Source organism: Pantoea sp. FN0302 (assembly GCF_050113775.1).
In the GTDB taxonomy this organism is placed as follows: Bacteria; Pseudomonadota; Gammaproteobacteria; order Enterobacterales; family Enterobacteriaceae; genus Mixta; species Mixta alhagi.
The window spans coordinates 678025-699009 of sequence record NZ_JBNJSM010000001.1 but is presented as its reverse complement, the minus strand read 5'-3'; the positions used below and the strand labels follow the sequence as shown (position 1 = coordinate 699009).

General features: G+C 50.9%; 25 protein-coding genes and 1 tRNA gene. 14 read left to right on the top strand and 12 right to left on the bottom strand.

Features of this window, described 5'->3' with window-relative positions; all coding sequences use genetic code 11:
- Positions 1-12 precede the first annotated feature (12 nt).
- From fliQ to ACQE32_RS03150, 4 genes are all read left to right on the top strand, one after another.
- Positions 13-282, top strand: a complete 270-nt coding sequence (gene fliQ, locus ACQE32_RS03165; RefSeq protein WP_085071293.1) for a flagellar biosynthesis protein FliQ — start codon at positions 13-15, stop codon at positions 280-282.
- Positions 283-324: 42 nt separating this feature from the next.
- Complete coding sequence (gene fliR / locus ACQE32_RS03160) at positions 325-1110, top strand: flagellar biosynthetic protein FliR (protein ID WP_426972136.1); 786 nt, start codon at positions 325-327, stop codon at positions 1108-1110.
- Between the two features lie 649 nt (positions 1111-1759).
- Positions 1760-2395 carry a transcriptional regulator RcsA gene (rcsA, locus tag ACQE32_RS03155; protein WP_085071290.1) on the top strand — a complete coding sequence of 212 codons (636 nt, stop codon included), beginning with the start codon at positions 1760-1762 and terminating at the stop codon, positions 2393-2395.
- 144 nt (positions 2396-2539) lie between these two features.
- Complete coding sequence (locus ACQE32_RS03150) at positions 2540-4240, top strand: methyl-accepting chemotaxis protein (protein ID WP_426972134.1); 1701 nt, start codon at positions 2540-2542, stop codon at positions 4238-4240.
- A 67-nt stretch (positions 4241-4307) separates the two neighbouring features.
- Here ACQE32_RS03150 and dsrB read toward each other — a convergent pair whose 3' ends face one another.
- Together dsrB and ACQE32_RS03140 are read right to left on the bottom strand one after the other, a co-directional pair.
- On the bottom strand, positions 4308-4505 hold the full coding sequence (gene dsrB / locus ACQE32_RS03145; protein WP_085071288.1) for a protein DsrB: 198 nt from the start codon (positions 4503-4505) through the stop codon (positions 4308-4310).
- A 54-nt stretch (positions 4506-4559) separates the two neighbouring features.
- A complete protein-coding gene (locus ACQE32_RS03140) occupies positions 4560-4718 on the bottom strand; it encodes a YqaE/Pmp3 family membrane protein (RefSeq protein ID WP_085071287.1) in 159 nt (52 codons plus the stop codon).
- A 340-nt stretch (positions 4719-5058) separates the two neighbouring features.
- Between ACQE32_RS03140 and ACQE32_RS03135 the strand changes: the two genes are divergently transcribed.
- From ACQE32_RS03135 to ACQE32_RS03125, 3 genes are all read left to right on the top strand, one after another.
- Positions 5059-5277 (top strand): hypothetical protein, encoded by a 219-nt coding sequence (locus ACQE32_RS03135; RefSeq protein WP_426972132.1) that lies wholly within the window; start codon positions 5059-5061, stop codon positions 5275-5277.
- 371 nt (positions 5278-5648) lie between these two features.
- Positions 5649-6455: a mannosyl-3-phosphoglycerate phosphatase-related protein gene (locus ACQE32_RS03130; RefSeq protein WP_085071285.1), complete on the top strand. Its 807-nt coding sequence runs from the start codon at positions 5649-5651 to the stop codon at positions 6453-6455.
- 44 nt (positions 6456-6499) lie between these two features.
- Positions 6500-7720, top strand: a complete 1221-nt coding sequence (locus ACQE32_RS03125) for a glycosyl transferase (protein ID WP_085071284.1) — start codon at positions 6500-6502, stop codon at positions 7718-7720.
- Positions 7721-7789: 69 nt separating this feature from the next.
- On the opposite strand, the gene ACQE32_RS03120 is transcribed toward ACQE32_RS03125, so the two are convergent.
- The 6 genes from ACQE32_RS03120 to ACQE32_RS03095 all read right to left on the bottom strand — a co-directional run bounded on the left by ACQE32_RS03120 (position 7790) and on the right by ACQE32_RS03095 (position 10704).
- Positions 7790-8065 (bottom strand): hypothetical protein, encoded by a 276-nt coding sequence (locus ACQE32_RS03120; RefSeq protein ID WP_250650228.1) that lies wholly within the window; start codon positions 8063-8065, stop codon positions 7790-7792.
- Positions 8066-8158: 93 nt separating this feature from the next.
- Positions 8159-8836: a LexA family protein gene (locus ACQE32_RS03115; protein WP_426972129.1), complete on the bottom strand. Its 678-nt coding sequence runs from the start codon at positions 8834-8836 to the stop codon at positions 8159-8161.
- Between the two features lie 110 nt (positions 8837-8946).
- Positions 8947-9126, bottom strand: coding sequence for a YodC family protein (locus ACQE32_RS03110; protein WP_250650230.1), 180 nt, complete (start codon positions 9124-9126; stop codon positions 8947-8949).
- A 221-nt stretch (positions 9127-9347) separates the two neighbouring features.
- Positions 9348-9479 carry a hypothetical protein gene (locus tag ACQE32_RS03105; protein ID WP_427021332.1) on the bottom strand — a complete coding sequence of 44 codons (132 nt, stop codon included), beginning with the start codon at positions 9477-9479 and terminating at the stop codon, positions 9348-9350.
- Positions 9480-9517: 38 nt separating this feature from the next.
- Positions 9518-10420: a DUF808 family protein gene (locus ACQE32_RS03100; RefSeq protein ID WP_426972127.1), complete on the bottom strand. Its 903-nt coding sequence runs from the start codon at positions 10418-10420 to the stop codon at positions 9518-9520.
- Between the two features lie 14 nt (positions 10421-10434).
- A complete protein-coding gene (locus ACQE32_RS03095; protein WP_085071279.1) occupies positions 10435-10704 on the bottom strand; it encodes a hypothetical protein in 270 nt (89 codons plus the stop codon).
- Between the two features lie 340 nt (positions 10705-11044).
- Between ACQE32_RS03095 and ACQE32_RS03090 the strand changes: the two genes are divergently transcribed.
- Positions 11045-11980, top strand: a complete 936-nt coding sequence (locus tag ACQE32_RS03090) for a hypothetical protein (protein WP_427021331.1) — start codon at positions 11045-11047, stop codon at positions 11978-11980.
- Between the two features lie 10 nt (positions 11981-11990).
- Here ACQE32_RS03090 and ACQE32_RS03085 read toward each other — a convergent pair whose 3' ends face one another.
- On the bottom strand, positions 11991-12515 hold the full coding sequence (locus tag ACQE32_RS03085; RefSeq protein WP_426972125.1) for a very short patch repair endonuclease: 525 nt from the start codon (positions 12513-12515) through the stop codon (positions 11991-11993).
- 143 nt (positions 12516-12658) lie between these two features.
- Here ACQE32_RS03085 and ACQE32_RS03080 point away from each other — a divergent pair, with 143 nt between their 5' ends.
- Positions 12659-13381 carry a hypothetical protein gene (locus ACQE32_RS03080; protein WP_427021330.1) on the top strand — a complete coding sequence of 241 codons (723 nt, stop codon included), beginning with the start codon at positions 12659-12661 and terminating at the stop codon, positions 13379-13381.
- 59 nt (positions 13382-13440) lie between these two features.
- On the opposite strand, the gene ACQE32_RS03075 is transcribed toward ACQE32_RS03080, so the two are convergent.
- Positions 13441-14853, bottom strand: coding sequence for a DNA cytosine methyltransferase (locus tag ACQE32_RS03075; protein ID WP_427021329.1), 1413 nt, complete (start codon positions 14851-14853; stop codon positions 13441-13443).
- Between the two features lie 153 nt (positions 14854-15006).
- On the opposite strand from ACQE32_RS03075, the gene ACQE32_RS03070 reads away from it, so the two are divergent.
- Together ACQE32_RS03070 and ACQE32_RS03065 are read left to right on the top strand one after the other, a co-directional pair.
- Complete coding sequence (locus ACQE32_RS03070; RefSeq protein WP_426972122.1) at positions 15007-15663, top strand: epoxyqueuosine reductase QueH; 657 nt, start codon at positions 15007-15009, stop codon at positions 15661-15663.
- Positions 15664-15791: 128 nt separating this feature from the next.
- Entirely contained in the window at positions 15792-17378 is a 1587-nt protein-coding gene (locus ACQE32_RS03065) for a methyl-accepting chemotaxis protein (RefSeq protein ID WP_426972121.1), read from the top strand.
- On the opposite strand, the gene ACQE32_RS03060 is transcribed toward ACQE32_RS03065, so the two are convergent.
- Positions 17379-17660: a hypothetical protein gene (locus ACQE32_RS03060; RefSeq protein WP_426972120.1), complete on the bottom strand. Its 282-nt coding sequence runs from the start codon at positions 17658-17660 to the stop codon at positions 17379-17381.
- 69 nt (positions 17661-17729) lie between these two features.
- Positions 17730-18434, bottom strand: a complete 705-nt coding sequence (locus ACQE32_RS03055; protein ID WP_426972119.1) for a phosphohydrolase — start codon at positions 18432-18434, stop codon at positions 17730-17732.
- A 635-nt stretch (positions 18435-19069) separates the two neighbouring features.
- Here ACQE32_RS03055 and ACQE32_RS03050 point away from each other — a divergent pair.
- The 3 genes from ACQE32_RS03050 (at position 19070) to ACQE32_RS03040 (ending at position 20794) form a co-directional block, all read left to right on the top strand.
- Positions 19070-19732, top strand: a complete 663-nt coding sequence (locus ACQE32_RS03050; RefSeq protein WP_250650238.1) for a hypothetical protein — start codon at positions 19070-19072, stop codon at positions 19730-19732.
- A gap of 108 nt (positions 19733-19840) precedes the next feature.
- Positions 19841-20608, top strand: coding sequence for a DgsA anti-repressor MtfA (gene mtfA / locus ACQE32_RS03045; protein ID WP_426972118.1), 768 nt, complete (start codon positions 19841-19843; stop codon positions 20606-20608).
- A gap of 110 nt (positions 20609-20718) precedes the next feature.
- Positions 20719-20794: transfer RNA gene (locus ACQE32_RS03040), tRNA-Asn, on the top strand.
- The last annotated feature ends 191 nt before the right edge of the window (positions 20795-20985 follow it).

Here is a 20985-nt window from a genome sequence, read left to right as displayed (position 1 = left end):
CCCGGAGCAATCATGTCCCCAGAATCGGTAATGGTCCTTGGCCACGACGCAATGAAAATCGCCCTGATGGTGGCGGCCCCGCTGCTGCTGGCTGCCCTGATCAGCGGTCTGATTATTAGCCTGTTGCAGGCGGCGACCCAGGTCAACGAGCAGACGCTCTCTTTTATCCCCAAAATTTTATCCGTAGCCGCTACCGTAGTAGTGGCGGGCCCGTGGATGCTAAACCTGTTGTTGGACTATATCCGCACGCTGTTCAGCAACCTGCCCTATATGATCGGCTAACCGACCCGCTCTTCTCCGCCCGACCTTTAAGAGATCACACCTATGTTAACGCTGGACAGCAACCAACTGATGCTCTGGGTCGGCCAGTTTTTCTGGCCGCTGGTGCGTTTGCTGGCCCTGTTCAGTACGGCGCCCATTTTCAGTGAACGCGCCGTGAGTAAAAAGGTCAAAATAGGTCTGGCGGTCATGATTACCTGGATTCTGGCACCGCAGTTGCCGCCAACTAATGTAACGCTGTTTTCGGTAGACGGTTTTTGGCTATTAATTCAGCAAATTTTGATTGGCATCGCTTTGGGTTTCACCATGCAGTTCGCTTTTGCCGCAGTTCGCATGGCGGGTGAACTCATCGGATTACAGATGGGGCTCTCATTCGCCACCTTCTTTGATCCGGGCAGTCGACTGAATATGCCAGTGCTGGCACGTTTCCTGGATATGCTGGCAATGCTGCTGTTTCTCACCTTCAACGGGCATCTGTGGTTAATCTCGCTGTTAGCGGACAGTTTTCATACATTGCCGATTGGTGGAGATCCACTTAATGCCAATGCATTCCTGGCGCTTGCTAAAGCGGGCGGGTTAATCTTTCTCAACGGTATGCGACTGGCACTACCGCTTATCATTCTGTTGCTCACGATTAACCTGGCCCTGGGTTTGTTAAATCGTGTTGCACCTCAGCTATCCGTTTTCGCTATTGGCTTTCCTATAACCTTATCGATCGGAATTTTAACAATTGGCATACTTATGCCGCTCCTCGCCCCCTTTTGTGAGCATCTGTTTAGTGAAGTGTTTGATTTACTTTCTGACATACTTTCTGAAATGCCGCAAAACTAATCTCCAACAACTCTTAAGTTGACGCTTATGAATACTTAAGCACACACAATGTTTCTGCGTACTTTTCGAACCATTTTTACCAGAATTTCACTAAGGAAAATCTGATAAATACTTTAAAGCGATGAAAATTATTCGCATTAAATTACGCATCGCGTATTTTAAAACGGACTTCGCAACGGGTTTTATGTCAGGTCAGCCTTGGGCGGAATACGCAAATGGATGTTTTCGAAAGGAAAAATTTTTCTGCGTTTTTTTCTTGTCTAAAATGGATTTTTACGGCATTGTCTCGGCTCCCGAGTTTGCTACACATTCGCGAAACAAATCATTTTAAGATTTGTCCTATCAGGATTATCTTAGTTGTGCGCGATAGTGTAAGCGTTCTCAAAAGTTGCATCAGACGCCAACCGGGGCAGTTTGTCATTTTGACAAGATGCTGTTTGCGTTCTGCTGCGCTTAGAGGCAGTCATTTATGCTGCCCTGCGCAAAATCTGCTGTAGATACAAGGACGAAAGATGACCTCGGCACTGCTCCGTTTCGGATTCAGCACAGCTGAGTAAAATTACAAGATTGTTAATAGAAATCTTTCCCGTACCGCAAACGCGTATTCATCGTTGATTTAACGGATAACAAATTGGTGAGGGTCGCTATCATGCCAACGATTATTATGGATTCATGCAGCTACACACGTCTGGGATTAATGGATTACATGGCTACAAAAGGGATTAAAAAGAAAAATATCTCATCCGTTAACGATATTGAGCAGCTACAAATTAAATGCCAACAGCTAAAACCTGGCGTTGTCTTTATTAACGAGGAATGCTTCATTCATGAAGCCGATTCTAGCGAGCGTATTCGCAATATTATTCTGCAGCATCCTGATACGTTGTTTTTAATCTTTATGGCGATTGCCAATATCCATTTTGAGGAATACCTCTACGTTCGTAAGAACCTGATTATTACATCAAAATCGGTAAAGTCCGCCACGCTGGATAAGTTATTAAGCAGCTATTTACAGAAAAAGGTTAGCGCCAACACGCGCGCCTCTGCTGGCATTGATGCGAATCCATTGACGCTCAGCCAGACCGAATCAAATATGCTTAAAATGTGGATGTCCGGGCACGATACCATTCAAATCTCTGACAAGATGCAAATTAAAGCCAAGACGGTTTCATCCCACAAAGGTAACATTAAGCGTAAAATCAAAACGCATAATAAACAGGTTATTTATCATGTAGTGCGTCTGACGGACAACGTGACGTCCGGTATCTATGTGAATGTAAGATAAGCATGATGGCCGGCTTTTGCCGGCCATCATGCTTTTGCATTTTGCGACACGCCTCTCATTTATCCCGCTAAGCCTTTTGCCCGGGTTGCCGATGCTTATGACAGCTTCGACATCGCCAACCTTACCTACAGAGAGCAAAAGGATATGAAGAACACCTCCCCTGATGAGGCCCAAGAACGGGTCAGCTTTTGGCAACATCTACGTTTGGTTCCCCTGTTTACAGCAATTTTTAGCGGTATTTTACTGCTGTTTGCCCTGTGCATTGCGCTTTCCGGCTGGTTTTTGCTGCAAAGCAATCGTTCGCTGGACGAAGCAACACAGGAAATTCAGGTTCGTATGGCTTTATCTAACAGCTCTAACCATCTCCGTACTGCCAGGCTGCTGGTGATTCACGCGGGCGCTGCGGCGCGTATTGGGGAAATGGATGAATTCCGATCTATTCTGACGGCGGTAGAAAAACGTCTTACTCAGGCACAGCAAAACTTTGATACCTATCTGGCCCGCCCGCTCAAAAGCGAAGCCGACAGCGCGCTTGATGCGCCGCTAAAAACGGAATTTAACGCCTACCTTAATAAGGGGCTACTCCCGATGGTGAATTCAGCCAAACAGGGAAGCTTTGAAGGCGTGATAGCTCAGGAAACCGACGTAACCCGCAAGCTCGACGATCAATATAATCAGGTATTACTCAAAGCTATCAATATTCGTACCGCGCGCGCCGAGGCGATTAATCAGCAGGCAGATACGCAATCACACCTTGGCTTTGTGATTATGGGCGTGGCGTTTGCCGCAGCGCTGGTGCTGACGCTGATGACCTTTATCTTTTTGCGCCGCATAGTAATTAACCCGCTACAGCAGGCGGGTGAGCGTATCGCACGCATCGCCGCAGGCGATCTTACTGCCCCGGCCCGCAGTTGGGGCCGCAGCGAAATCGGCATGCTGGGCGCGAACCTCCAGGCGATGCAGCAGGCGCTGGTGCAAACCGTGGGTGTGGTACGTGAAGGTGCCGTAGCCATTTATCAGGGTTCCGGGGAGATCTCTGCGGGTAATACCGATCTCTCCTCGCGTACCGAACAACAGGCTTCAGCTCTGGAACAGACGGCAGCCAGCATGGAACAGCTAACGGCCACGGTAAAACAGAACGCCGATAACGCCCATCATGCCAGTCAGCTCGCTGCCGATGCCTCCGGCAAAGCGCGCGAAGGTGGTGATATTGTCAGCGGCGTAATCAATACCATGAACAATATCTCCGGCAGCTCGAAGAAAATTGCTGAAATCACCAATGTTATTAACAGTATCGCTTTCCAGACTAATATTCTGGCGCTGAATGCGGCGGTTGAGGCGGCACGGGCCGGTGAGCAGGGGCGTGGATTTGCGGTGGTTGCCAGCGAAGTGCGTAATCTTGCGCAGCGCAGCGCGCAGGCCGCTAAAGAGATTGATGGCCTGATCGCCGAATCGGTGCAATTGATTGGTCAGGGCTCTACGCAGGTCAGCCATGCTGGCTCTACCATGACCGATATCGTGGAAGCGGTACGTCGCGTTACCGATATTATGGCGGAAATTGCCGCCGCGTCCGATGAGCAGAGTCGCGGTATCCAGCAAGTTAGCCAGGCCGTTACCGAGATGGATAATGTTACCCAGCAGAACGCCGCACTGGTCGAAGAGGCTTCTTCGGCTGCTGTTTCGCTGGAAGAACAGGCCGCTCGTCTGACAAAAGCCGTCGCCACCTTCCGTCTGTCACAGCAGGAAAGCAGCGCTCCGGTTAGCGTTACGCCGGCTGCGCCAACCGCCGTCAAGCTGCGTCCGGCAGTGGCTGTGGCCTCTGACGATAACTGGGAAAAGTTTTAATCGCAGCGGCGGTACTTAAGAGGGTCGCCTAAACGTAAAAAACCCACCTCTGCAGGTGGGTTTTTATCTATTCACTGTCCGCCAGAGGCTCAACGAACACGCCTTCGTCATGGTCAGTTTCATTAAAAAACCAGATACCCAGCGGATAATCTTCCAGCGCCACCAGATACATGGTGCCCTCATTAAAATCCTCCGCTGCCAGAATGGTGCCTGGACGACGCGGGCCGCCATCGGTTTTTACCGTGACGCGATCGTTTACCTTCATCTTCATGCTCTCTTGCCTAGGCTTTTACATTAATAGCGGAGCATAAACGGCGAATTAACGACGTGCAATGACCCAGACCGCATGAATAATACCCGGAATATAACCCAACAGCGTCAGTATGATGTTTAGCCAGAACGCGCCGCCAAAACCTACCTGTAAAAATACGCCCAGCGGCGGTAACAAAATAGCAATAATAATGCGCAATAAGTCCATAACGTCTCCTGTTTTCTTCATTTTTCCCGCGGTTAAGTGTAGCAGGATTGTTATTTGTTGCCTGTAAGGCTGCGTAAATGCACGCAACAGAAAATAACCCCTCAAAATTTTCGCTTTCTTAACGTTTCACCGCGAGACTTCTGACAGAGGTTCTATCTACACTGTTTTTACTGCACCAACCCCATAGGCGCAGTCAACCTAAAAGTAACAAGGATTTTGCCCGCGCAGCGCGGGCTTTTTTTTAAGTTATTTCCTGGTTATACCAACCTGCGAGCGTTCTCTCATTTCCTGCCTGCTCTTTGCCTATACTTATCTGGCCATATGTTTGCCGGAGACCACCATGAACAACCATGAACCGCGTAGCGTCAGGGGAATGACTTACCCCGCATCCTCTTCCGTGCAGGAGAGTGGCTGGCTTTGCGATAAAATGGATATCCACAGCGAATGGGATCTGGCGCAACAGCAAAATATGTCTGCAGGTTATGGCTTTGGCCCACAGATCTTGCAATCGTTTGAATTTGATATTCATGACTGCTCGGTTAGCGAAGTTAATCGTTAAGCGGCAAAAAAATCCCGACCTCTATGAGGCCGGGATGACAGAACCGTCAATGAAATTCGTTACACCAGGTAATTCCTTAACGGCTACAGATTACGATATTTTTTCCTTAAGACAAATCTTATTTAGCCGTTAAAGGGGGTGTCAGTGGTTTATTGTCGACAAGTTAGCGCTTAGATATCGCCAGCTTATCTCTGTTTTACTCCCTTTTTTGCTACAGTCGGATGTGCCACAATTCCTTTTTTTTACAGAATTATCCGAGCAGAGAGTTCACCCGCCTTTTACGCTAATCACCCATCATAATTAACATCTGTCGTTATACTTAGGCATCAGCATTTATCGGAGCTGGCCTCCGTTATCATGAGGATTTAAGCATGCCGCATCTGCACGACCCGTTAATGATCATCACTGACCTGGATGGTTCTCTGTTAGATCATCACACCTACAGCTGGGAGCCAGCAGAACGTTGGCTAACTCTGCTAAAACAGCAGCATATTCCGCTGGTGATATGTACCAGTAAAACGGCTGCAGAGGTTATTCCGCTACAGCAAGAACTGGGTTTTCCCGGTGCGCCTTTTATTGCTGAAAACGGCGCGCTGGTACAGATCGATAATGCGCAGGGCGAAATGGTGCGCCATCACGCTGGTAAAAACTATGACGAAATCTGTGAGTGTCTGCGTCGTCTGCAACAGCAGCACCAGTTTCGTTTCACCGGCTTTAGTGAATTTACCGAAAAAGAGCTGGTAAATATTACCGGCTTGTCCGTGGCAAACGTCGCTCTGGCGCGCATGCGTGAGGCATCGGAAGCGCTGGTGTGGCGCGATACGGATGAACAGTTTGCGCTTTTTCGGCAGCAGCTGGAGCAGGAGTCGCTGATGCTGGTTCAGGGGGGACGTTTCTGGCATGTAATGCCAAAAGGCAGCGGCAAGGGCGAAGCGCTGCGCTGGCTGCTGCAAAATATGACCACGGCGGGCGGTAAACGCTTTATTACCGTCGGCCTTGGCGACGGCCCTAACGATGCGCCAATGCTGGACAGCGTTGACTATGCGGTCGTGATCAAAGGTTATAGCAAATTTCCGGTTGAACTAACGCGCCAGGATGAGCGTCACGTCTACCAAACCACGGAATATGGCCCGACTGGCTGGAGTGAAGGTCTGGACTATTTTATCGCGCAGGAATAACCCAATCGTGGCATTTTCGCCTGATTGCTTTATGGGGACTCGATATGAGTGATTTTTTCCAGAATGGCGTTATTACAAATTTTCATAATCTGACCGGTCGCTCTACTGAGTCACTGGAAAAAGAGATGGTGCAGTTTGCGCGTAAACGCAAAATGGGCTTGATTTTACCCTCCCTGTTTTCTGAACTGGAAGGACCGGCCCTTAACCATATTGTTGATGAACTGGCGAAGGTGCCCTATCTGGAGGAGATTGTTATTGGGCTTGATCGCGCCGATCGCGATCAGTTTCTGTTTGCGCGTGAATTTTTTTCCCGCCTGCCCCAGCGCCACCGTATTTTATGGAACGACGGCCCGCGTCTGAAAGCGCTGGATGCCGAGCTGGACAAAGAGGGATTGTCTCCCACCGAGCCGGGTAAAGGACGCAACGTCTGGTTCTGTACCGGCTATACGCTCGCCTCCGATCGCAGCAGCTGCGTAGCGCTGCATGATTGCGATATTGTGACCTATGAGCGCGGCATGCTGGCTCGTTTGCTCTATCCGCTGGCTAATCCGGCGTTTCAGTATGAGTTCTGCAAAGGCTTTTACGCGCGCGTGGCTAACAATAAGCTGAACGGGCGCGTGGGCCGGCTGCTGGTAGGACCGCTGCTGCGCTCGTTGCAGCAGGTTTATGGTCATTCTGAGTATCTGGAATATCTCAGCAGCTTCCGTTATCCGCTCTCCGGCGAATTCGCGATGCGTACCCATGTACTGAATAATATAAAAATTCCCGGCGACTGGGGGCTGGAGATAGGGGTGCTGTCAGAGATCTATCGGAACTATACCACCCGCCAAAGCTGTCAGGCGGAAATCGCACATAATTACGATCACAAGCATCAGCCGCTTTCAGAAGAAGATGGCACCGGCGGCCTGCGTCGTATGAGCAATGATATTGTGCAGTCGCTGCTGCGCAAGCTGGCCACAATGGGCGTAAGCCTGACCAGCGACTCTTTCCGGGTGCTGAAAGCGACCTACTATCGTAATGCGCTGGACATGATGGAAATCTACAGCCATGAAGCGACCATGAACGGACTGCATTTCGATCAGCACAGCGAAGAGGCAGCGGTGGAGATGTTTACTCAGGCGATTCTGGAGGCAGGTCAGGCCTTTATGGAGCGCCCTAACGATAAGCCTTTTATTCCCAGCTGGAGCCGCGTGCAGTCTGCCTTCCCTGATATTTTGCAGCGTATTTATCAGGCGGTCGAAGAAGATAACGAAGGTCACGTTTAACCTCAGCAGCAGAAGCGGTATAAACCGCCCTGCTCTGCCCGTTGACGCCTGCTATCGCATAGCAGGCGCTTACTCTTTAGGCGTTTCTGACGGCGGTCGGCTCTCCAGGTGCCGCAATTTTTTCCAGGCCTGACGCACGCCTTGTTGCGCCAGTTGGCTGACATAGCGTTCAAAAATTTCAGTACGTCGCCGCTGCTCGTTACGGTTGTCACGCCAGATCATGATGCCACGCAACATAGTAAAAACGATGCCAACCAGATAGCCCCATTCCTGAAGCGTTAGCTTACTGATAGAGCCTTTAACCACGCCCAACAGCAACAAGATGCCATTCATTATCAAATCCATTCCTCTTCTCCCGACGATAAAAGGATAGTGAGATAATGAACCAAAAGTACACTTGATACAAGAACAACTAGTTCACTTTGTTAACTGAATCGCTTAAGCTAAATTTTCCCATTTTGCTTCGACAACCACGCCGATAATGCGGCAATCATCATGAATTTCCTGCATTTTATACTCTGGATTTAGCGGCTTAAGATACTTACGCCCGCCATCTTCGATATAGCGTTTAAAGGTAGCTTCATTAGCATTGATTAAGCGCGCCACCACCAGTTTCCCGGAGGTGGCGGGAATATCAGGATCGACCAGAATCATCATGCCTTCCGGAATACTCAGCCCCACCGGCGAGGTCATTGAATCGCCTTTAACTTCCAGCCAGAAGCTGTTTTCGCTGACGTGACGCGTAGTGGCTGGCCAGCGATCGATTTCCGCCCGTGACCAGGGTTCTACCGCCTCGCTCCAGAGCCCGGCGCTGACCCAGCTTATCAGTGGATAGCTGTTATAGGCGGGCACCTGCGCAACCGCACGCACGTTATTATCAAGCGCCGTGGTGCCCAAGTGCAGCCACTCGCGGCTTACGTCCAGATAGTCCGCCAGCGCCTGCATTTTACCATCGCGCGGCATCGCCTCGCCGTTCAGCCATTTCCCAACGGCACGCGGCGTTACCGACAGGACACGCGCCAGAGTGACGCCGCGCCCGTGCGCTTCCAGTCCTTTACGATTACAGGCTTCAATAAGCCTTGCGGAAAAAGCGTGACGAAGAGTTTCTTCTGACATAGTTCACCTGGTTCATCAAAACGCAATATTGCGCTAAAAAAGATACATAATGAACCAAATGTACAAAAGCTCATCCCGCCAGTCAAGGCTGGCGGGAGAAGAGAAAGGATTTAGCTGGCAAGCTGGCGGGCAGAATTAACCGGGAACAGTTCTTCTTCATGAAATGCTTCGCGTCTTACGCTGTAACCGTCATACCAGCGACATTCCACCATTCCGCTGGCAATGCCGGTGACGATCATGGTTTGACCATCCTCTTTATGCTTCACTTCATCACTGACGCTGATAAACATAATGCGGCCTCCTTAGTTTGGTGAAAAAGCACCCATTATGTATAGCAGCCCCACTGAAAATTTCCTGCCGCGCGGTCCTAAAAAGCATCATGACGTACGGAAGTTGGCGAAATATCAGCAAAAAATAAAACAGGCAAGTTAACCCTGGTTTCATCTGCACCGAAGACAAAAAAAAACGGACAGCTGTCCGTTTTTAACATATTGCCGAGAAGCATTGATGATTAGATTTTGCAGCCTTCGCAATTAGCTTCATCATTCAGCTCAGTCGGCACTTCGCTGGCTTTCTTTTCAGCGTTAGCCTGCGCCTCTTCCAGCTGAGCATCAATATCAAATTCAAACATATCGTCGTTCATGGCCTGCTCCCGTTAATCAATTTCGCGCTCTTTATACCTTAAGCGCGCAGCTTCGCAATCAGATTTACCGCTAACAGCACAATCGAACCAATAATAAAGCCGATCACCAGGTTAGCGCCGTTTTCCAGCAGTACGGTAATCACACCATGAAAACCTTCGCTGAAGTGGGTGATCATATGGTGCAGCACCGGAATACCATGCACGACAATACCGCCGCCCACCAGGAACATCGCCAGGGTGCCAACCACAGAAAGCACCTTCATCAACCAGGGTGCCAGCACCAGCAGCGTTTTCCCCGCCGCCTGCGCTACCGCTGAAGATTTATCGCGTAGCCAGAAGCCAAGATCGTCCAGCTTCACGATAGCGGCCACAAGACCATACACGCCGACGGTAACCAAAATGGCGATACCGGATAAGACCAGAATCTGATTCAGCAGCGGTGCGGCGGAAACAATGCCCAGGGTGATGGCTACAATCTCTGCGGAGAGAATAAAATCAGTGCGCACCGCGCCTTTGATCTTCTTTTTCTCATAACCGGCAGGATCCTGCTCTATCAGTTTCTGCAGCCGCAGCTGTCGCGCCTCGGGCGTTTCAGCATTTTTATCATGCTGCAGGGTGTGCATCACTTTTTCCACACCTTCGTAACAGAGGTAAGCTCCGCCGATCATCAACAGCGGCGTGATTGCCCAGGGCGCAAAGGCACTGATAACCAGCGCCAACGGCACCAGGATCAGCTTATTAAGGAACGAGCCTTTCGCCACGCCCCACACCACCGGTAGTTCCCGGTTTGCGTTTATCCCGGTAACCTGCTGCGCGTTAAGGGATAAGTCGTCACCCAATACGCCAGCCGTTTTTTTCATCGCGACTTTTCCCATGATGGAAATGTCATCAAGTAAAGTAGCGATGTCATCAAGCAGTGTCAGTAAGCTAGTTCCAGCCAAGTTAGTTTCCTTTTTTACAGTTCATTATGCTGACAACAGGGACAAGCCTGTATCTCGCTGACCGCCATATCGGCAATGCCTTCACAGTCCCACTCAACGCGTAACGGTCCATTACCGGCCTGGTGGTGCAAATATTTGCTGACCGAACTTTCCGTCATGCCAGTAATCTCTTCCGTGGCGACCAGGGTTTCCCCAACATAAACGCGCGCCGTTGCGCGCGTATTAACCATGCGCTCTCCTTGCAGCTTATAGAGTCGCCGTACCGTAAGTTTAATGCTGGACATACTGTCCTCCCGGACCGGTTAGGCTAAAACAACGATCTAACCAATTATGGCCTGTTTTGGCAAACTTTGCGCCAGATCACTTTAGGCCCTGATAATGATTGCTTAAAAAATAGCGCCCGATCTAAGGCGCTGCCACTGACTGCGGAGCCTCTTAGAACGGGGTTAGCCCTTAGCGGCAATGATCACTGAAATGAGCATAATCTCTATTTGACAGGTTTGCTTACGGAACCTGATTATCAACCAGGTGCTTTCTGGCCGCTGGCTAAATAATTCAACATTACAGCACTTTATATTTTTTTAGTTTTTTTGTTTATACCGATTCTATTAATAACAAAATAAAATGGACAAGGAATTTTATGCGCAACATCAGGATTGTGACCGCCGCGAACAGTTTAATAATGCTTACTTTTATTGTTATTACTTTTTTATCGCTTACGTCATTAATATCGGATTAAGTTCCGAATATAACTTTGAACAGTCGAAAGTCTCCAGCCAAAAATATCTGATTCTGAATGAAATCAGATATAAAATTGCCATGACGCGTGCTGATATAAATGCGCTGGATGCGGATATATGGCGTAAAGATCCATTGACGCAGCGCTACGTTGACTCCTCTAAACGCCGGATTAAAGATATCAAAACTGCGGTGAAAAAATTGGAAGCGTTCAGGCAGGATCAGGATGTGGAAGAGATTATCAAATTTACTCACGAACTGGTGAGGATCTATAGTTCCTTGTTGCAGCAGCTTCTTGATGGCAGCAGCGCCACGACCTCTACCTCCAGTATACTGGCCGATTTAAGCGAACATGTGAATAATGTCCTACTGCAAGAGGAGGAAGAAAACAAACTGTACGCCAGCCTGGCGCGTGAATATAAAAATAAAATTGTGATTTTTTCAAGCGCCGTGTTTATTGTCATCATTATTATCTCTGTGACAACGTGGCGCTGGGTAAGAAATAACCTTCTCTATAAACTGCATCAGTCATCGCTCATATTTGCTGAGATCGGCAAGGGTAACTTGCTGGTGCCTGTTCCCTGTGAAGACAAAAATGAGTTCGGGTTGCTTTTCGCCGAAATGAATAAGATGAAAAATGCTTTGATCGCTATGATCTCATCGGTGCAACGTTCTGCTGCCCATATCGAGCAAAACACAAATAACATCGCGGTCGGAAATGATGATTTGTCCTCGCGCACCGAGTCACAAGCCGCCTCTTTGCAGCAAACTGCCGCCAGTATGGAAGAAATTAAGATTACCGTCTCCCAGAACGCTCAGTAAACCTCTGGCTTTAGCTTGCCCCCGGCGCTGGAAAGCCAGGGGCAGCACGATCCGGCCCAGCTGCCAGCATCAGCGGATGCATTCCCTGATGATCGATCGCGGCATTGCTGTCGCTGGCCAGGATCCACTCTTCAAGGCGACTCACCATCGCCTCATCATCCAGTTTTAGCTTTCCGCGCAGCGCGCATTCCCATACCACTAACACCTTCCACTGCTGCTGCGTTAATTGCGCAATATGGCGTCGGTCACGCTCGACATTACTGCCGATTTTCCCCATCCAGAAAGCGGTGCGGGTAGAGGGCACCTTGAAAAGATAACAGTGATGATGGTGCCAGAAGCAGCCATGCACAAAAATTATCGCTCGCGCCTCATCCAGCACAAAATCGGGCCGCCCGGCCAGATTTTTATCCTGTACACGAAACTGAAAACCGCGATCCGTCAGCAATGCGCCCAGACGTTGTTCAATAGCAGTATCACGCGTGCGGATTGCGCGCATATTCTTGCTGCGCACAGCAGCCGAATGCACATCAGCCATAATGTTCTCCTTTTTGCTTTATAAACAGTGTATGCGCCGATGGCAAAAACCAGCAAACCGCCTGCGTACTGCAATAATTTACAAGCCAGCATACATGCGAAATGGCAAGATATATTCTTCATAGCTGATTATCGGGAGCTTTCATGACTGACCTGCTTTATCGTACCGAACCTGCAGCCACACGTTGCGAAGCGCAGCTTATCGCCTGGGGAACAGATGAAAAAGGTACCTGGCTCGCGACCGACCGCACGCCATTTTATCCGCAGGGCGGTGGACAAATGTCCGATCGCGGCACGCTGACATTGGGCGGGCAATCGTATGATTCACCGTTGGCGCTGATGCGTGACGGCAGCGTGCGTCATTATATTGCGGCACTACCTGGCGCGCCGAGAGCGGGTGAATCGGTAACGCTGGCTATTGATGCTGAATTTCGCCTACTGGCTTCGCGTTCGCACAGCGCAGGTCATCTCATTTCCCACGTGGTTGAAACAATGCAGCCCGATTTAATTCCCGATAAAGGCCATCACTTTTTACCCGGCGCTTACGTTGAATTTCAGGGAGAACTGCATCAGGATGCGCAAACTTTTTTACAGCAGGCGCAGCAACAGATAAACGCAGCGCTGGCCGCCGCTTTGCCGATCGCTGTTACTGAAAGCAACTTTAACGATATCGCCACCCTGCGTCCGGAACTGGCGGAAAAAATCCCCCAGCAGCCGCAGATCCGCATCGTAACCATTGGCAACTATCGTCCTTTTGCCTGTGGCGGCACGCACGTTCCCCATAGCGGAGCGATTGGTGAGCTGACGCTGCGTAAAATCAAGGTAAAAAACGGCGTGCGTATCAGCTATGAGCTGTTACCGGGCTAAGCCAGCAGCCGCCCGCCTGCTCCAGCGGCAGGCGCTTTAGCAGGCATCCGCGGCTTGCGTCAGCGTTTACTGACCGCTTCCGCTATCCACGGCTGCAGCAGTTTTGCTACCGCTGCGAACACCGGCACGATAACTGAATTACCAAACTGACGATAGGCTTGAGTATCCGATACCGGAATACGGAATTTCTTGCCGCCGGGCGTTTCAAAACCCATGAGGCGTGCGCACTCGCGCGGCGTCAGACGCCGTGGACGACGCTGCTGGTTCTCCGGGTTATCAAACTCTTTTTCGCCAAGCGCGCGATCCCAGCCGCGATCGATAAGAATTTCCGAGCCATCTTTGTAATAGCGTGCCGAAAGCGTACGCACCACACCCTGCGTACTGGCGGGATCGAACAGGCCAAAGCCGAAACCGTTGCCCTTCGCCTGATGTTTGCGCGCGTAGTTATAGAGATATTTCCACAGCGTCGGCGTCAGAATATATTTCTCATCTACCTGCGGCTCCAGCAGCTCTGCCAGCGTACGCCGCTGCTGCGGCCAAAAACGGGAAATATCGCGCAGGGTGAAGCCCGGCTTTAATCCCAGCTCACGGCGAAAGCCCACCAGCACGATACGTTCACGGTGCTGCGGCAGAAAATGCTGACCATCGATAATTTTCGGGTCCGGCCCCGGCGGCGCGTCGGCATCCGCTACCTCATAACCCAGCTCATCCAGCGTCTGCATAATGATGCGGAAAGTTTTGCCCTGGTCATGGCTTTTCAGGTTTTTCACATTTTCCAGCACGAAAATCGCCGGCTTTTTGGCGGCGATAATGCGCGCAACGTCGAAAAACAGCGTGCCCTGAGCCTCACAGGCAAAGCCGTGCGCACGTCCCAGAGCATTTTTCTTTGATACGCCCGCCAGCGAAAACGGCTGACAGGGAAAACCCGCCAGCAGCACGTCATGATCGGGGATCTGCTGATTGATATGCTCCCACGCCGTTTGCTCATCAACATCGGCGTGCTGGCTTAGCGTGACATCCCGAATATCCTGATTAAAGCGATGCTGCTGTTCATCGCAATACCAGTTGGCTTTATAGGTGCGCACCGCATGTTTATTCCACTCGCTGGTAAATACGCACTGCCCGCCAATGGCTTCAAAGCCGCTGCGAATGCCGCCGATACCGGCAAACAGATCGATAAAACGAAACGCGTAGTTGGGATGATGCGCAGGCGGCGCTGGCAGCATCTGCTGCAACAGAGCCACTTCTGCCGCAGTAAGCGCACGCTGGCTGCTCTTACCAGCCAGCCAGCGGCTGAGCGATTCGCGCGTCCATTCATGTTGATTTAGCTGACGCAGACAGGTCGCTACGGTTTTTCGATCGTAAACCTCCAGCACCTGCAGCAGCAACTGACTATCTTCCATTCGTTTCCGCTGTTCGTCGGCCTGCGCCTGCTGAGCCAGCTGAAGCGCTACCTGGTCAAATTCGCTCATAACTCTGCTGTTTTAGGAAAAAGTGCCGCAAGTGTATCACCTGTTTGACCCAGCGCTCCATTGATTAGCATTATTGCTTTTTAAACCCCTTCGGGGTGACAACACAGCGCCTGGCCCCTAAACTGGCCGCAATAAAACATCAGGAGAGCTGAAATGAGCGAAACTGAACGACCGCAGCTGTCATTACCCAACGGCGCTAACAAGCTTTTATTACACTCCTGCTGCGCGCCCTGCTCCGGCGAAGTGATGGAAGCGCTACACGCTTCCGGCATCGATTACACCATTTTCTTTTACAATCCCAATATTCATCCGCAGAAAGAGTATCTGCTGCGCAAAGAGGAAAATATCCGCTTTGCGGAAAAACATGGCGTGCCTTTTGTCGATGCCGATTACGACACCGATAACTGGTTTGAGCGTGCCAAAGGCATGGAATGGGAGCCGGAACGTGGTGTGCGCTGCACCATGTGCTTTGATATGCGTTTTGAACGCACCGCGCTGTATGCCTGGGAGCATGGCTTCCCGGTCATTTCCAGCTCATTGGGCATTTCCCGCTGGAAGAATATGCAGCAAATCAACGACTGCGGAGAGCGTGCGGCGGCCCCTTATCAGGGTATGACTTACTGGGACTACAACTGGCGTAAAAAAGGCGGCTCGGCGCGAATGATAGAAATCAGCAAGCGCGAACGTTTTTATCAGCAGGAATATTGCGGCTGCGTTTACTCGCTGCGCGACAGCAATTTGCATCGTAAATCGCAGGGCCGTCCATTAATCAAGCTGGGCGTGGTCTATTACGGTGATGATGAAAGCTAACGCCGCGCTATTCTCCTCAGATTTGTCTTAATACCAGCAGAACTACTAAAACTACTCCTGGCGCTGCCGCTGTCACAAAATTGACATCAGTCGCGCCAATACTCCTTTTTATTTTTATGGAAAGGATTATGTCGCTACTTTCAGTGCTTCCGCTGCGCCTGGTGCGCCCTTTACGTTTTCGTTTGCCTGAGTTTTTATTCAGCCTTAGCGCGGCATTCTGGCTTTTCTTGGGTCTGTTCTGCCTGCTTCAGTGCGCCAGCGTACTGATCCTGACCCGCTCTGTCAGCCATACCCATACTTCAGTAGAAATCGCGCAGCAGCTGCATCAACGCCAGGCGCTGCTGGAAAATGCCCGCGTTGCGCTGCTGACGGCCAGCGATAACAGCCATCGTGCCGGCATCTGGTTTATGCAGGACAAGGAGACCGGATCGGTGGATAGCTGGAAACCACTGGCAGCCAGCGCAGCAGAGGCCCTTACCCAGGCGCAGCAAGCCTTTACCCGTTACGGCGCACCGCCTGATAGCCCGCTGGCGCAAAGTTTTCATCAGCTGGCAAGCGGTCTGCAGGAGCAGTTAAAAAGCCTGAGCGATAACAGTATCGACGGTTTTTTTATGGTGCCGATGGAGGCTTTTCAGCAGCAGTTTAGCGAGGCGTGGCGCGCCACCCTGGCCCAGGCCGATCGGCAGGCCAGCGCCACCAATCAGACCACGCTGCGTTCGCTGACCGACAGCCGCAATCTGCTCTTGTTCTTTTCTCTGCTTTTGTTAGCGATGCTGGTGGTGGCGGGAGGGCTGTTGCTGCGCGGCGTTCTGCAACCGCTGACCCAGGCTACCATCGAGCTGAAGCATATTGCCACCGGTAATCTGACGCAGCCCTTATCGGAGTCGGGGCGACAATCGCATGAGATGCAACGTTTGTGGCAGGCCATGCGGCAAATGCAGCAGGGTTTGCAGCATATTGTCAGCGAGATAAACGGCATTGCCGATGCGGTTATGCAGAGCGCCGAAGGGATCGTACAGCACAGCGATACGCTGAATAACAGTAATCAGCAACAGAGCAGCGCCTTTGCCCATATCTCTGCGCGTCTGACACGTATGGCGGAGGAAGTAGAAAGCAGCAGCCGCTTTACCCAACACGCTACCCGACAGGTGCAACACACCGATACGCTGACCCAGCGCTGCGGCGAAATGGTGAGTCAGGTGGATACGCACATGCGCGATATCGTGCTGGCTTCAGGTGAAATTTCAGGCATTGTCAGTCTGCTGGAAGGGTTATCGCTCCAGACGCGGATGCTGGCGCTGAACGCCGCCATTGAATCGGCCCATGCCGGCGCGTATGGTCGCGGTTTTTCCATCGTCGCGAAAGAGATTGGCTTGCTCTCGAATCAGAGCAGTCATTCCACGCGTGAAATCGATCGGCGGATCCAACATACGCATCAGCATATCTCAACCGGCTCTGAACGCGTGCAGGCGCTGGAAGCGCTCTACGATCAGATTCGTAAGGAAGTATCCGGGGTTGTGGTACTGCTGGCGGAGCTGGAACAGAATGCGACGGCACAAAGCGAGCGCGTTGGTAAGATTGCGGCGGAGATTTCAAGAATGGCGCAACAGGTAGAACAAAATGAAGCGCTGTCGCAACAAAGCGCCAGCGCCTCTCAAATTTTGATCGAACAGGCGCAGCGTCTTTCTGCCAGCGTGCGCCAGTTCAGTCTGTAGTTATTTCTTCTTTTTGCTTTTTTTCAGCAGCGTGCGAATTTGTTTCAGCTCGCTGCTGGTTAGCTGTGGCGCGTCCTCTTCTTCCTGCCCTGCCGTTTCCTGAGCATCAATTTCCTGGGTATGCTGGTTATCAATTGCCGGATGCGGCTGGGTCAATAAGCTGGCCTGTAAGCGCTGGCTCACTTCCTGGCTCAGCGACAGCTGGTTTTCCAGCGCCAGCGTTTTCAAGGTTTCTTTTAGGTTCGGATCAATTTTAATAGTTAAGCTAACCGTGTCAGTCATACCATTTCTCCTGGTTGTTTGGGTCAACGTAGCTGAACAGCCGGGAATTTAACAGACTGTCACAAAAATTTAATATTCGCCCAACGCCGGAGTGAAGTCACGCAACACGGATTCATCCAGCGAAACCAGGTCTCCCTGTAGCTCTGCGCACAGCTTGGCCATATAGGTCACCAGAAAGGCAACGTTGTGTCGGGCCAGCCGCTTGCCCTCTGCGGTTTGCATGGTATCGGGCAGCCGCAGCAGTTTCTTTTGGAAATGATCCAGAGTCCAGCTGGTGTCGTCCAGTTGACGATCGCGCCCCAGAGGATCTTCGCTGTCAAACAGCGCCCGGCCTAATGCGCCGGAGGTATAAAATACCCGCGCCAGGCCAATCGCGCCTAATGACTCCAGCCGATCCGCATCCTGAACGATGCGCGCTTCCAGCGTTTCCGGTTTGATACCGGCGCTGAAACTGTGCGCCTGCACCGCATGTGCAACAGGGTTATGCAGCTCAACGGGGAAATCAGGAAAATCTTCATTCAGGATACGGCGGGTTTCTACTGCCGCCTTGCTGGATGCCAGATGCCGCTGCGGATGATTTTTCGGCAAATTCACCACATCGTGAAAATAACAGGCGGTCATTACCACCAGCGGATCGGCGTCAGTGCCCTGCATAATGCGCTGTGCGCTTTGCCAGACACGCCGCAGATGCGCAATATCATGAGCTTTATCGTCCTGCGGCCAGCTGGCATGCAGCCAGTTTTCAAAGCGGGATTGCCAGAGAGTCAAAGACATCATCTTCTCCTTTTTATTATAAGCAGAGGTGCAAATGGCAGGACAGTATGCGGGAACAGGAGCAGCCTGCTCCTTCTGCGGATATACCGTTCTTATATGACAGCCTGATGATGCAGGCCAGCATTGCAATTCATGTAAAGCCACTTTTTAAAATGCGATCTACATCAAGTTATAGTGCTCCCATTACAAAATAACAACACAATTGCAACAGTCATCACGTTTCATCTGGCAAAAATAAATCTTTAAATATTATAAACGTTAATGATTTAGCAATAAATCAGACAACAAGCCTACTGCATGTCCGACCAGCTTGTGCCATATTGAAGCGGTCATCGCTTAAGCCAAACTCATTCCATGAAAGAATGGCTAATTGCTTTACTGGCGGTTAAGACACTGTAAAAATATACAATAAATCAATGAGACGCGAATATCTTTCAACACACTCGGTAATGTTTCCAGACGCTATCCGGGCAAACAGACCTTTTGCAGTAAAGCGGCCCATTTCATAAGATGTTCTCATGAATAAATATTGAAATGAACGCCCCTTTTATCATCAGTAATGTTAGGATTTATCCTATTGTCTGTTCCAAACAGCATTACCGGGAAGTTAAGAAAAGAAGAACAACGAGGTAGACATGAAAGAAAGGCCAATTCTGTTCTCTGAACAACGTGTACGCGCTCTGTTGGCTGGCCAGCAAACTCAAACCCGGCGAATTATGAAGTCTCAGCCTTTCGGCCCGGGACAAGATAATCATGAAGGTTGCTACGTTGTTGATGTAACAGGTAACTACTTGCACGGCAAAAAAATGATGAGTATGGCTAACCTGAGTTATCAGTGCCCTTACGGCCAGCCGGGCGATCGGCTCTGGGTACGTGAAACCTGGCGTGGCCCGATAGTGCCAGCAGAACAGCTACAGGCGTATGAACGGTCGCCGGGCAGTTTTCGTCAGGCAAAATATTGTCAGTATCGCGCCGACAGCAGGGAACTGGGCCTGCAGCACGATCAGGAAAGCGAAACCTTTGGCTGGCAGACCGGGATCCATATGCCCCGTTGGGCCAGCCGTATCGATTTGTTGATTACCAACGTGCGTGCTGAGCGCATCCAGGATATCAGCGATGACGACGTGATGGCGGAAGGCGTGCAAACCGACTCACACTTTTTAAACCACTTTTTTACGATGAACAGCGAATCTATCGCACCGAAAGAGGCTTATCGTAAAGCGTGGGAAAAACAGTACGGCGGCACCAGCTGGGAGGTCAACCCGTGGGTTTGGGTGATTGAGTTTCGCCGTGCCTGAGCAGTCAGGCTGTGACGTTGCGCCGCTTTAGCGCGTTCAGCGGTTGCGTGAAACGTCATGCTGCGGCATGGTACGCCGTGAATAACGTTGCGCAGAGTGAATATTGCGATGATCAAATGGCCATGGAAAGAAAAGGTCTTACCGACGCCTCTTCCCTGGGAACAGGCGCTGGCGGTGCCGATCTTTGCTTCATTACATCCTGATGAAGAGCAAGCGCTGATTCAGCTGGCGCAACGCTTTTTGCATCAAAAGCGGCTCGTTCCGTTGGCCGAGCTGCAGCTGGATGCATTGCACAGCGCGCGTATCGCCCTGCTATTTTGCCTGCCAGTATTAAAGCTGGGGCTGGAGTGGCTGGATGGATTTCATGAAGTGTTAATCTATCCCGCTCCTTTTGTGTCAGAAGAGAGCTGGCAGGATGAGGATGGGCTGGTTCACAACGATCGCAGCGTGCAGTCGGGACAGAGCTGGCAACAGGGACCGATTATTCTGAACTGGCTCGATATTCAGGATTCGTTCGATCTGAGCGGATTCAACCTGATTATTCATGAGGTCGCGCATAAGCTGGATGCGCGCGGCAGCGGCTTTACCAACGGCGTACCACCTATTCCGCTACGCGAAGTGGCCCCCTGGGAGCAGGATCTGCATGCGGCGATGGAATCGATTCAGGAAGAGATCGATCTGGTTGGTGAAAGCGCCGCCAGCATTGATGCCTATGCTGCTTCCGATCCCGCAGAGTGCTTTGCCGTGCTGTCGGAATATTTCTTCAGCGCGCCTGAGCTTTTGGCGCAGCGTTTTCCTGCCTTTTATCAGCGTATGACCCATTTTTACCGCCAGGACCCGCAGGCTCGTCTGCAGCCTGTAGTGGTAACCGGATAAAGCGAGGTACCGGCAAGAATTGCTTTAAAGCTAGCCAACTGAATAGTAATAGTTTTTTTGCTGTTGACAGTGCGGTAAGCTAACGGTAATATTCGCGCCACTTAACCGATTCCTCTGTAGTTCAGTCGGTAGAACGGCGGACTGTTAATCCGTATGTCACTGGTTCGAGTCCAGTCAGAGGAGCCATATTTTTGCTCAATGAGCGCTTTATCTGCTTTAACACAGAAGGCATTCGTTGAACGTTAAAAAAGCCTGACCGCATACTCTCGCCGTCAGGTTTTTTTATATCTGTGGTTTACGCTGTGGTTCGCTAAGCAGCCTCTGGGCCCCTTGATCGATGCACGCTTCTTTCCTGCCCTCTTTTCCCAAAAGCGATA

Coding starts and splice junctions, on each gene's coding strand:
- ACQE32_RS03065 (WP_426972121.1), top strand. CDS start 15,792: ATGTCGCTACTTTCAGTGCTTCCGCTGCGCCTGGTGCGCCCTTTACGT.
- ACQE32_RS03050 (WP_250650238.1), top strand. CDS start 19,070: ATGAAAGAAAGGCCAATTCTGTTCTCTGAACAACGTGTACGCGCTCTG.
- ACQE32_RS03135 (WP_426972132.1), top strand. CDS start 5,059: ATGAACAACCATGAACCGCGTAGCGTCAGGGGAATGACTTACCCCGCA.
- ACQE32_RS03060 (WP_426972120.1), bottom strand. CDS start 17,660: ATGACTGACACGGTTAGCTTAACTATTAAAATTGATCCGAACCTAAAA.
- fliQ (WP_085071293.1), top strand. CDS start 13: ATGTCCCCAGAATCGGTAATGGTCCTTGGCCACGACGCAATGAAAATC.
- mtfA (WP_426972118.1), top strand. CDS start 19,841: ATGATCAAATGGCCATGGAAAGAAAAGGTCTTACCGACGCCTCTTCCC.
- ACQE32_RS03105 (WP_427021332.1), bottom strand. CDS start 9,479: ATGAACGACGATATGTTTGAATTTGATATTGATGCTCAGCTGGAAGAG.
- ACQE32_RS03115 (WP_426972129.1), bottom strand. CDS start 8,836: ATGTCAGAAGAAACTCTTCGTCACGCTTTTTCCGCAAGGCTTATTGAA.
- ACQE32_RS03090 (WP_427021331.1), top strand. CDS start 11,045: ATGGACAAGGAATTTTATGCGCAACATCAGGATTGTGACCGCCGCGAA.
- ACQE32_RS03120 (WP_250650228.1), bottom strand. CDS start 8,065: ATGGATTTGATAATGAATGGCATCTTGTTGCTGTTGGGCGTGGTTAAA.
- ACQE32_RS03055 (WP_426972119.1), bottom strand. CDS start 18,434: ATGTCTTTGACTCTCTGGCAATCCCGCTTTGAAAACTGGCTGCATGCC.
- ACQE32_RS03070 (WP_426972122.1), top strand. CDS start 15,007: ATGAGCGAAACTGAACGACCGCAGCTGTCATTACCCAACGGCGCTAAC.
- ACQE32_RS03095 (WP_085071279.1), bottom strand. CDS start 10,704: ATGTCCAGCATTAAACTTACGGTACGGCGACTCTATAAGCTGCAAGGA.
- ACQE32_RS03075 (WP_427021329.1), bottom strand. CDS start 14,853: ATGAGCGAATTTGACCAGGTAGCGCTTCAGCTGGCTCAGCAGGCGCAG.
- ACQE32_RS03110 (WP_250650230.1), bottom strand. CDS start 9,126: ATGTTTATCAGCGTCAGTGATGAAGTGAAGCATAAAGAGGATGGTCAA.
- dsrB (WP_085071288.1), bottom strand. CDS start 4,505: ATGAAGGTAAACGATCGCGTCACGGTAAAAACCGATGGCGGCCCGCGT.
- ACQE32_RS03085 (WP_426972125.1), bottom strand. CDS start 12,515: ATGGCTGATGTGCATTCGGCTGCTGTGCGCAGCAAGAATATGCGCGCA.
- rcsA (WP_085071290.1), top strand. CDS start 1,760: ATGCCAACGATTATTATGGATTCATGCAGCTACACACGTCTGGGATTA.
- fliR (WP_426972136.1), top strand. CDS start 325: ATGTTAACGCTGGACAGCAACCAACTGATGCTCTGGGTCGGCCAGTTT.
- ACQE32_RS03140 (WP_085071287.1), bottom strand. CDS start 4,718: ATGGACTTATTGCGCATTATTATTGCTATTTTGTTACCGCCGCTGGGC.
- ACQE32_RS03125 (WP_085071284.1), top strand. CDS start 6,500: ATGAGTGATTTTTTCCAGAATGGCGTTATTACAAATTTTCATAATCTG.
- ACQE32_RS03150 (WP_426972134.1), top strand. CDS start 2,540: ATGAAGAACACCTCCCCTGATGAGGCCCAAGAACGGGTCAGCTTTTGG.
- ACQE32_RS03080 (WP_427021330.1), top strand. CDS start 12,659: ATGACTGACCTGCTTTATCGTACCGAACCTGCAGCCACACGTTGCGAA.
- ACQE32_RS03130 (WP_085071285.1), top strand. CDS start 5,649: ATGCCGCATCTGCACGACCCGTTAATGATCATCACTGACCTGGATGGT.